This is a genomic window from Faecalispora jeddahensis (genome assembly GCF_000577335.1).
GTDB classification, from domain to species: Bacteria; Bacillota; Clostridia; order Oscillospirales; family Acutalibacteraceae; genus Faecalispora; species Faecalispora jeddahensis.
This window is the reverse complement of the sequence record NZ_CBYL010000037.1, coordinates 25,626-35,424: the sequence shown is the minus strand read 5'-3', so window position 1 is coordinate 35,424 and position 9,799 is coordinate 25,626. Positions and strand designations below refer to the sequence as shown.

The following is a 9,799-nucleotide window of genomic DNA, read 5'->3' as shown; positions in this document are numbered from 1 at the left end:
GGGGCGGACGGCCCCACGGCAATTTATCTTACCTCTAAACTCGCGCCGGATCTTCTGCCGTCCATCGCAATTGCGGCATATTCCTACATGGCGCTGATCCCACTCATTCAGCCCCCGATCATGCGTGCGCTGACCACCAAGAAAGAGCGCGAGATCAAAATGACGCAGCTGCGTGAAGTCAGTAAGCTGGAGAAGGTCTGCTTCCCCATCATGGTAACGATCCTCTGCATTTTGCTGCTGCCCTCTGTCGCACCGCTGATCGGTATGCTGATGCTAGGCAATCTGTTCAAAGAGTCCGGCGTTACGGAGCGGCTTTCCAGTACCGCTCAGAACGCGTTGATCAATATTGTGACGATTTTCCTTGGGGTAACGGTTGGAGCTACTGCAACGGCGCAGCAGTTCCTCAGCCCCGCTACTCTGAAAATCATTTTCCTGGGACTGATGGCATTCTGCTTCAGCACAATCGGAGGGCTTTTGCTCGGGAAACTGATGTGCTTCTTGTCGGGCGGGAAAATCAATCCGCTCATCGGTTCCGCCGGTGTTTCGGCGGTCCCCATGGCAGCCAGAGTGGCTCAGGTGGAAGGGCAGAAAGCGAACCCGGGCAATTATCTGCTGATGCACGCCATGGGCCCGAACGTTGCCGGAGTCATTGGTTCCGCTGTTGCGGCCGGTATTCTGCTGTCACTGTTTCAATAAGATTACAAGCCACGATTTTTACTTATATTTTCCATGCAAAAGGAGAGAGGGGGACATGGGGTTCCTCCTCTCCTTTGCGCGGTTTGAGTTAGAAAGAAGGATCGATAAAAAAGAGCGTTGCTTTTTTATCGATCCTTTACTTTTTATGAAAAATGTTATACTATTTAATAGTAAATCTGGTTGTTTTTATCAATGAGCTTTGAAAGAAAACAAAGCGTCCCTGCCGGATTCCCCGACAGAGACGCTCTTTAGAAAATAAAACGAAAAATCAAAGGGGGAGAGTCTCGGGCTCTTCGTACTCTACGCCAAAGGTTTCGGCGGTTACTTTTTTCATCACCTGATCCTCTCTCGGGCGGTCTTTCGCGTCGCGAGGCGCCCCCACGATGCGGTCAACTTCCTCCAGACCTTCAATGATTTTACCGAAGGCAGCGTAGTTGCCGTCCAGGTACGGGGCATCGCCGGCCATCAGGAAGAACTGGGAACCGGCACTGTCGGGATGAGAAGCACGCGCCATGGAAATCACGCCCTTGGTGTGCTTTAAATCATTCTTGGAGCCGTTCTTGGCAAATTCGCCGCGAATATGGTAATCGGGGCCACCCATGCCGGTGCCTTCCGGGTCGCCGCCCTGAATCACAAATCCCGGGATCACGCGGTGAAAGATCGTGCCGTCATAAAAACCCTTCTTTACCAGGGACAGAAAATTGCGCACGGTATTCGGTGCAACCTCAGGGTAGAGCTCTACTTTCATAACGCGCTCGGCGGTTTCGATCGTTACAACAGGATTCATTTAAAATTCCTCCAATTACTTTGTTATCTGTTTATTATAAACCGAAAGTCCCATTTCAGCAAGGAAATACGGGATTTTACAGAGAAATTGGTATGATTTTCGGCAGCTTCCGGCTGCCAAACAGCAAAAAGGAGAAGCAGTATGAAATTTGTGTCTTGGAACGTCAACGGCCTTCGGGCCTGCCTGAATAAGGGCTTTCTTGATTTTTTCCGGGAGGCGGACGCGGATATTTTCTGCCTGCAGGAGACCAAAATGCAGGAGGGTCAGGCGGAGCTGGATTTGCCGGGGTACCTTCAGTACTGGAATTCCGCTGAAAAAAAGGGGTATTCCGGAACGGCGGTGTTTACCAAAAAAGAGCCGCTTTCCGTCTGCTATGATATCCGGCACCCGGATCATACCGGCGAGGGCCGCGCGATCACACTGGAGTTTGAGTCGTTCTATCTTGTAAACGTGTATACTCCCAACTCCCAGCGTGAGCTTGTGCGCCTTCCCTACCGGATGGAATGGGAGAATGCCTTCCGCGAGTATGTCACACAGCTGGACGAAAAAAAGCCGGTCATCATCTGCGGCGATCTGAACGTAGCGCATCAGGAGATCGACCTGAAAAACGCAAAGAGCAACATCGGCAACGCCGGTTTTTCGTATGAAGAGCGCGGCAAGCTGACCGAGCTTTTGGCGAGCGGTTTTCTGGACAGCTTCCGCGAGCTGTATCCGGATTTGACCGGTGCCTATACGTGGTGGTCCTACATGTTCAAGGCGCGCCAGAACAACGCGGGGTGGCGCATCGATTATTTTCTCATTTCCGAACGGCTGCGGGAAAAGCTGAGCGACAGCCTGATTTATTCAGAGGTACAGGGCAGCGATCACTGTCCGGTAGGACTGATATTGACCTGCAATTAAAGGCGGAGAGATCACAAGCGTGATCCACTGTTTTTATTGCAGCTCAGTATGATTTTATCTGATTAAAGGGGGATGTAAGTCATGCGCAGCACAGAATATCATCTGTCGAACCATGAACTGAAATATCTAAAGCTTCTGGCGGAGGATTATCCGACCATTCAGGCGGTATGCACGGAGATTATCAACCTTCAGGCGATTTTGAACCTGCCGAAGGGCACAGAGCATTTTATGAGCGATCTGCACGGCGAGTACGACGCTTTTTACCACATCGTCAATAACTGCTCCGGCGTTATCCGCGAGAAAGTGGACCTGGTGTTTGGCAAGACCCTGTCTGATCAGGAGCGTTCCGAAATCTGCACTCTGATTTACTATCCGGAACAAAAGCTTCGCTACATCAAGCAGACGGAATCCAACCTGGATGCCTGGTATCAGAAAACGCTGCATCAATTGATCGGCGTTTGCCGTATTACGGCGTCCAAGTATACGCGGTCAAAGGTCAGAAAGGCCCTGCCGCCGGAGTTCAGCTACATCATCGACGAGCTTCTGCACGCCCAGCCTGGGGAGGACAGCAACCAGCAGGTGTACCATGCGAAGATCATCGACACGATCATCGGCATCAATAATGCGGATGAGTTTATAACGGCGCTCTGCTCGCTGATCAAGCGCCTGGCGGTGGATTACCTTCACATTGTAGGCGATATTTTTGACCGTGGTCCCGGCGCGGACCGCATCATGGACCTTTTGATGCAGCACCACGCCGTGGATGTGGAATGGGGGAATCACGACATCCTGTGGATGGGCGCGGCCTCCGGCAGCGAGGCGTGCGCCGCCGCTGTGGTGCGCAATACCGTGGCGGGCGGGAATCTTGCCACGCTGGAGAGCGGCTACGGCATCAGCATGCGCGAGCTTGCCATGTTCGCAAAGGAGCAGTACCCGGAATGCGGGGACTTGAATCATGCTATCCGCAAGGCCATTTCGATCATCCTCTTTAAGCTGGAGGGCCAGTTGATCCGCCGTCACCCGGAATTCCAGATGGAGCACCGGATGCTGCTGCATCAGATCAATTACGAGCAGGGCACGATCGAAATTGAGGGCAAAACCTACAAGCTCAACACGACGCTGTTTCCGACCGTCAACCGCGAGAATCCCTATGAGCTCACTGAAGAAGAGAAGAACATTCTGCACGGGCTGATAGAAGATTTTAAGGAAAGCGAGAGGCTGAACCGCCACATGCGCTTTTTGTATGCGAAGGGCAGCATGTATAAATGCTTTAATCAGAATCTGCTGTTCCACGGGTGCATTCCCATGACGGCCGACGGCGAACTGACCGGCGTCAACGTGGGGGGGCGGATCGTAAAAGGCAAAGAGCTGATGGACCTTTCCGATAAGCTGGTGCGCCGGGCTTATTTTGCTCCGCCCACCGCGGCCGATAAGCCGTTCTGCCTCGATTATATGTGGTATTTGTGGAGCGGCAAGGACTCCCCGCTGTTTGGGCGCGAGAAGATGACGACGTTTGAGCGCATGTTCATCGACGATAAAAGCGCCTGGACGGAGAAAAAGAATCCCTATTACAAGTGGTACAATCAGGAGGAAGTCTGCGAAATGCTGCTTCGGGAGTTTGGCCTGAACACGCCGTTCTGCCATATCATCAACGGCCATGTGCCGGTGCGCGCGGGCGACGGAGAAAGCCCGATCAAGGCGGGCGGCAAGCTGATCGTAATCGACGGCGGCTTCTGCGAGGCATACCACCCCACCACGGGGATCGCCGGGTATACCCTGATCTACAATTCGCATGGAATGCGCATCAAGTCGCACCAGCCGTTCGACGGCGTGCGCAGCGCGCTGGAGGAGAATAAGGACATTCAGTCCCGTTCCGATGTGTTTGAAACCCATTTTGCCCGCATGATGGTTATGGATACCGATAACGGAAACGACATCAGCAATCAGATTTACGATCTGACCATGCTGCTCAACGCATACCGTCAGGGCCTGCTTTCGCCGAAAGTGACAAAATAATTTCTGCCGGGGTCTTGCAATTGATGCTTGACCCCGGTATTCTTATAGGAACAAATATTTTGATGCCCCCTTGCCTTTGGTGGGGGAGCATCAAAAGGCTGACTGAAAGCGAAATGGCGATCAGCAACGTTTGGAAAATAAGAGCAGGGAGGCGTTTTGATGTATTTAACTTTTTTTGGCGCAGATAAAGAAGTAACCGGCAGCTGTCACTGTGTGGATACAAACGGAGTCCGGTTTTTGGTAGACTGCGGGCTGCAGCAGGGACAGGACGAAAAGGACAATCGCGTTCTTCCGTTTTTGCCCATTTCGGTAGATTTTGTGATCTGCACGCACGCACATATTGACCACAGCGGGCGGCTGCCGCTTTTGGTAAAGCAGGGCTTCCACGGCAAAATTTATGCGACAGGCAAAACGTGTGAGCTTCTCTCCATTATGCTGCGCGACAGCGCGCACATTCAGGAAATGGATGCAACGAATGAAAACCGCAAGGGGCGCCGCGCCGGCCACGAGATGGTAGAGCCTCTCTATACGCTTGAAGACGTGGAAAAGACCCTGTCGTTTTTAGAGCCGTACGAGTACGGCAAGATTTTTAAGCCCGCACCCGGCATTAGGATTCGTTTTTCCGATGCCGGCCATCTGCTCGGCTCCGCATTCACAGAGGCCTGGCTGACCGAAGAGAACGTAACGAAAAAGGTTGTTTTTTCCGGGGACATCGGCAACAAAAATCAGCCGCTGATCCGCAATCCGCAGTATGTTTCAGAGGCAGACTTTGCCGTGATGGAATCTACCTACGGCCTGAAGCAGCACGAGCATGTGGACGATTACACCCCTCAGCTCGCGGAGCTGATCGACAAAACGCTGGCAAACGGCGGCAATGTGATCATTCCGGCCTTTGCGGTGGGACGCACACAGGAGGTTCTGTATTTTATCCGCGAGATCAAGGAGCGCCACCTGGTCAAGAGCTTCCCGGATTTTCCGGTGTATGTGGACAGTCCCCTCGCGGCGGAGGCCACCCGCATTTTCAGCGGCGACCTGACGGGCTACGCGGATGAGGAAACACTTGAGATTCTGCGTTCCGGCTTCAAGCCGATCTCGTTTTCCAACCTGAATATCAGCCAGAGTGCGGACGATTCCCGCGCACTGAACTTCGATACGACCCCCAAGGTGATCATCTCCTCCAGTGGCATGTGCGAGGCGGGGCGGATTCGGCACCATTTAAAGCACAACCTCTGGCGGCCGGAATGCGCGATATTATTTGTCGGCTATCAGGCAAACGGCACGCTGGGCCGTTTGCTGGTCGACGGCATCAAAGAAGTCAAGCTGTTCGGCGAAGAAATCACCGTTCAGGCGCAGATTCACAACTTCCGCGCGCTCAGCGGCCACGCCGACCACGAGGGACTGCTCGAGTGGCTGCGGGCGTTCCAGCCAAAGCCGCAGCGCGTGTTTATCGTGCACGGCGAGCGTGAAACCTGCCTTGCTTTCTCAGAAGAGCTGAGCGATCTGGGCTACGACATTTATGTGCCGAATTTCGAAGCCAGATACGATCTGCTGGCGGACAAAGAGCTGGACTTCGGTATCGATGTTTCTCTGCAGCGCGGCGAGCAGTCCCAGAAGGCCAAAGCCCGCAAGCTTGCTTCCGCATTCCAGCGCCTGCTGGCCGCAGAGAAGCAGCTGCACCAGACTGTTCTGCGCAACGAGGGCGGCGCCAACAAGGATTTGGCCCGTTTTGCCGATCAAATCCTGTCCCTTGCAAAGAAATGGGAACGGTAAGACGCTTCTACAGAAAAAGCTTTGCGTAAAAGAATGTCCGGCTTTGCCGGCGAAGCTTAGAAAGCCTGTGATACAGAAAAACCTCCTTTTGCCTGCCGGCCCGGGCAAAAGGGGGCTTTTTATAAATGCGGTGCCAATATGCCTGCACCCATTGCTTCTGTTTGACATAGTAACTTTATTTTGCTATAGTGATTCGCAGAAAGAAAGCGGAGCAGGGAGGCAGTCAAAATGAAATATACACCCAAACTGGAAAAGGAAATCATGTGTCCGATCGAATACGGGCTTGATATTTTCGGCGGGAAATGGAAGTCCAGAATTCTCTGCGTTTTGTCGTCTGCAGAGGTCATGAGATATAATGAAATCCGAAAAGAGTTGGGGAATATCACCGATGCGGTGCTTGCCGCGATGCTAAAAGAACTGATTGCGGATGACCTGATCAACCGTACTCAATATAATGAAATTCCGCCGAAAGTGGAATATTCTCTTACTCAAAAGGGAAAATCCGTGCTTCCGATTCTTCAAAGCATTTGTCAATGGTCCAGAACCCATGCGGCGGTCAGTCTGGACAAAAAGCTGCCTCCATGCAAAACCTGCAGCCAGCTGCCCTCTTAAACTAAGAAATTTATGAGTGACTTATAAATTTGCTAATATATTTACTCTGCCGAGTACCTTTGTTATAGTCTAAGCATGGTTACAGGAAACCAAAGACAATTTTAGTGGAGGTATGAAACATGAGTGCAAAAGCTTATCTTGAAATCACAATGGTCATCAGCGAGGCGAATCGTCCTGCGGCAGCCAGGGTGTATTCCGATTATCGTCAGCCGTTTCTGTCCGGAATTCAGGGGGCTGTATCGAAGGAGCTGCTGATTCGTGACGAGGACGTGCAGGTGCTGCATGGCTTTGACAGTGTCGAACATGCAAGGGCATACCTGGAAAGCGAATTGTTTCAGAACGACGTTTTCGTTGGGTTAAAGCCCTTGTGGAGCGCTGATCCCGAGGTTAAGATTTATTTGGCCGTGTAAGCCTTTCTCTAAAAACCGAGGGGCATATGTCCCTCGGTTTTTTCTATCTATTTTGTCAGGAGTTATGTGGAAGTGTTTTCAATATCGGGGTTTTTATCCTATTGCTTTATCAATGCGTTTACTCCCGGGCCGGGGAATCTTCTTGCACTGAATACAATGGTTCGGTATGGCTTTCGAAGAAGCCGGTTCTTGCTGGCCGGTATTTTCTTAGGCTATTATGCGGTACAAACAGCCTGTGCATTTATGGTTTATTCTTTGGGATCACACTTTGAGTCTGCTTTAGGTTATATGAGATACATAGGAGCAGCCTACATTGTCTGGCTGGCGTTTCACATATTAACCAGCAGGCCGGGCAGTGATCACACGGAAAAAGCCCCCAGCCTGTTATCGGGCTTTCTCCTCCAGCTGATCAATGTAAAAATCTATATGTTTGGCATCACTGCTTTGATCGGGTATGTCACTCCTTTCAGCAGCAGCCTTGGTGTTATACTCGCTACTTCATTTCTGATTGCGACAATGGGGACCTGCGCTACGACGGTTTGGGCCTTTTTCGGCACAATGATTCAGGGCATATATGATCGGTATTACTTACCGGTGAATCTCATCATGGCTCTTGTTCTGCTGTACAATGCTTTTACCATGATTGTTCATTAAAGGGAAACACAGAAACGCGCCTGGAAGCGGCTGATGAAAGCCACGCCCAAGCGCGTTTTTGTTCCTGATTTTATCAAAGCGAGCATTACGCTTTGTTGTTTTCTTTCAGCAAGTCCCTGATTTCTGTCAAAAGCTCTTCTTCCTTGCTCAATATAGGGGTCTCCGGCTCGGCAGCCGGCTCTTCGTCCTTTTTCTGGCGCAGCTTGTTCATCAGCTTGATCATAATGAAGATCACAAATGCAGTGATCACGAAATCCAATACGTTCTGCAGAAACGCGCCGTAGGCGATTACGATGTCGGCGCCGCCGAACGTATCCGGAATCGTCAGGGCCAGCTTGCCCAGATTGATTTTTCCGGTAATGGCCGAAAGAACAGGGGTAATAATGTCTTTTACCAAAGACGAAGTGATCTGTCCGAACGCACCGCCGATGATCACGCCGACGGCAAGATCGATCACATTGCCGCGCATCGCGAATTCTTTAAATTCCTGGATGAACTTTTTCACGTGCTGTTCCTCCTGTTTGTCCATGATTTACCACTCCAAAAGGTTTTCGATAGTCATTATCATATCAGAATTTGTCAAAAAAATCAACTTTGTGCCGGTAGGGAAACCGGGGAACAAAGTTGATTTTTTTGGGTGTTTTATCAGTGTTATGCGGTTGTAACCTGCTTTTCCGTGCGCTGCTTCAGGGATTCACGGGCTACCGCCAGCATCAGCTTGATGCGGTTTTCCTGATTGACGCGCGTGGCGCTCGGGTCGTAATCGATCGGCACGATGTTGGCGCGGTCGTCGATCTCTTTGATCCGGCGGATCATGCCCTTGCCGCAGATGTGATTCGGCAGGCAGCCGAACGGCTGTGTGCAGACGATGTTTTCAAAGCCGCACTCCACCAGCTCAAGCATCTCGGCGGTCAGCAGCCAGCCTTCGCCCATCTTGTTTCCGTAGCCGATCACGTCCTTGACCAGCGCTTTTGTGTGGGCGTAATTCATCGGTGCCTCAAAGCATGGCTGCGTTTTTACGGCGGCGATCAAGAGCTCCTGCATTTTTACCAGGTAATCCATCATGGCCTTTACCACGCGGAATTTCACCGGGTTGCCGCCGTACAGCTTGATGTCCTCCATGCGGTTATCTACCTTGAACAGCATAAAATTCAGCAGGCCCGGTACGTTGACCTCGCAGTCCTGCTCGGCAAGGAACTGCTCAAGCTGGTTGTTGCCGAGGGGGGAGTATTTGACAAAGATCTCGCCGACGATTCCCACACGCACCTTCGGCACGCGGTGAACGGGGATCGCCGCAAATTCCGCGGCGATTTTTTCCAGGTTTCCCTTTTGCTGTTTTAACGAATAGCCTTCATCGCGGTTGAACTGAGCGGTAAGCTCCGTAATCCATTTCTGAACCAACGCGGCACTCTCGCCTTTTTTCAGCTCGTAGGGTTTTACCTGATTGTCGAGCAGCATGAGCAGATCGCCGTACACAAGGCCCGCGATCAGGCGGCGCAGCATGGGCAGGGTCAGCGAAAAGCCCGGATTGCTCTCAAGGCCCGACAGATTCAGGGAAACCACCGGGATATTCTCCATGCCTGCTCTGCGCAGAGCCTTGCGCAGCAGGTGAATGTAATTAGAGGCACGGCAGCCGCCGCCTGTCTGCGTAATAATCAGCGCGGTGCGGTCCAGGTCATATTTTCCGCTTTTCAGCGCGTCCATGAACTGGCCAATCACGAGCAGGGCGGGGTAGCAGGTGTCGTTGTGCACATATTTCAGGCCCTCATGCACCACGTTTGGGCCGTCGTTTTTCAAAAGTACCATATTGTAGCCGCAGTTGCGGAAGACATTGATAATCAGCGAAAAATGGATTTCCGCCATCTGCGGGCAAAGGATGGTGTATTCCTGCTTCATTTCCTTGGTAAACAGGATACGCCCGGTTTTATCTCTTTTCAGTTCCGCCAAGAACGAT

10 protein-coding genes are annotated in these 9,799 nt (G+C 51.8%); 7 read left to right on the top strand and 3 right to left on the bottom strand.

From position 1 onward, the window contains the following. The coding region (locus TY09_RS13350; RefSeq protein ID WP_042435321.1) for a sodium ion-translocating decarboxylase subunit beta at nucleotides 1-696 on the top strand (696 nt) is incomplete at its 5' end. 268 nt (nucleotides 697-964) lie between these two features. On the opposite strand, the gene TY09_RS13345 is transcribed toward TY09_RS13350, so the two are convergent. Continuing rightward, nucleotides 965-1,483, bottom strand: coding sequence for a peptidylprolyl isomerase (locus TY09_RS13345; protein WP_009059825.1), 519 nt, complete (start codon nucleotides 1,481-1,483; stop codon nucleotides 965-967). 141 nt (nucleotides 1,484-1,624) lie between these two features. Here TY09_RS13345 and TY09_RS13340 point away from each other — a divergent pair, with 141 nt between their 5' ends. The 6 genes from TY09_RS13340 (at nucleotide 1,625) to TY09_RS13315 (ending at nucleotide 7,845) form a co-directional block, all read left to right on the top strand. Next, the gene (locus tag TY09_RS13340) at nucleotides 1,625-2,383 is read left to right on the top strand and encodes an exodeoxyribonuclease III (RefSeq protein WP_009059819.1); all 759 of its coding nucleotides are present in this window, start codon (nucleotides 1,625-1,627) and stop codon (nucleotides 2,381-2,383) included. A gap of 81 nt (nucleotides 2,384-2,464) precedes the next feature. Continuing rightward, complete coding sequence (locus TY09_RS13335; RefSeq protein WP_042435318.1) at nucleotides 2,465-4,399, top strand: fructose-bisphosphatase class III; 1,935 nt, start codon at nucleotides 2,465-2,467, stop codon at nucleotides 4,397-4,399. Nucleotides 4,400-4,558: 159 nt separating this feature from the next. Next, a complete protein-coding gene (locus TY09_RS13330) occupies nucleotides 4,559-6,169 on the top strand; it encodes an MBL fold metallo-hydrolase RNA specificity domain-containing protein (RefSeq protein ID WP_042435315.1) in 1,611 nt (536 codons plus the stop codon). Between the two features lie 228 nt (nucleotides 6,170-6,397). Beyond that, nucleotides 6,398-6,781, top strand: a complete 384-nt coding sequence (locus TY09_RS13325) for a winged helix-turn-helix transcriptional regulator (RefSeq protein ID WP_009059778.1) — start codon at nucleotides 6,398-6,400, stop codon at nucleotides 6,779-6,781. A 119-nt stretch (nucleotides 6,782-6,900) separates the two neighbouring features. Further along, the gene (locus tag TY09_RS13320) at nucleotides 6,901-7,191 is read left to right on the top strand and encodes a hypothetical protein (protein ID WP_009059824.1); all 291 of its coding nucleotides are present in this window, start codon (nucleotides 6,901-6,903) and stop codon (nucleotides 7,189-7,191) included. 66 nt (nucleotides 7,192-7,257) lie between these two features. After that, entirely contained in the window at nucleotides 7,258-7,845 is a 588-nt protein-coding gene (locus TY09_RS13315; protein WP_009059747.1) for a LysE family transporter, read from the top strand. Between the two features lie 85 nt (nucleotides 7,846-7,930). On the opposite strand, the gene mscL is transcribed toward TY09_RS13315, so the two are convergent. Next, the gene (gene mscL / locus TY09_RS13310) at nucleotides 7,931-8,374 is read right to left on the bottom strand and encodes a large-conductance mechanosensitive channel protein MscL (protein ID WP_042435312.1); all 444 of its coding nucleotides are present in this window, start codon (nucleotides 8,372-8,374) and stop codon (nucleotides 7,931-7,933) included. Nucleotides 8,375-8,496: 122 nt separating this feature from the next. Then, complete coding sequence (locus TY09_RS13305; protein WP_009059754.1) at nucleotides 8,497-9,792, bottom strand: 2-hydroxyacyl-CoA dehydratase; 1,296 nt, start codon at nucleotides 9,790-9,792, stop codon at nucleotides 8,497-8,499. Nucleotides 9,793-9,799 lie beyond the last annotated feature (7 nt).

Coding starts and splice junctions, on each gene's coding strand:
- TY09_RS13345 (WP_009059825.1), bottom strand. CDS start 1,483: ATGAATCCTGTTGTAACGATCGAAACCGCCGAGCGCGTTATGAAAGTA.
- TY09_RS13340 (WP_009059819.1), top strand. CDS start 1,625: ATGAAATTTGTGTCTTGGAACGTCAACGGCCTTCGGGCCTGCCTGAAT.
- TY09_RS13335 (WP_042435318.1), top strand. CDS start 2,465: ATGCGCAGCACAGAATATCATCTGTCGAACCATGAACTGAAATATCTA.
- TY09_RS13330 (WP_042435315.1), top strand. CDS start 4,559: ATGTATTTAACTTTTTTTGGCGCAGATAAAGAAGTAACCGGCAGCTGT.
- TY09_RS13325 (WP_009059778.1), top strand. CDS start 6,398: ATGAAATATACACCCAAACTGGAAAAGGAAATCATGTGTCCGATCGAA.
- TY09_RS13320 (WP_009059824.1), top strand. CDS start 6,901: ATGAGTGCAAAAGCTTATCTTGAAATCACAATGGTCATCAGCGAGGCG.
- mscL (WP_042435312.1), bottom strand. CDS start 8,374: ATGGACAAACAGGAGGAACAGCACGTGAAAAAGTTCATCCAGGAATTT.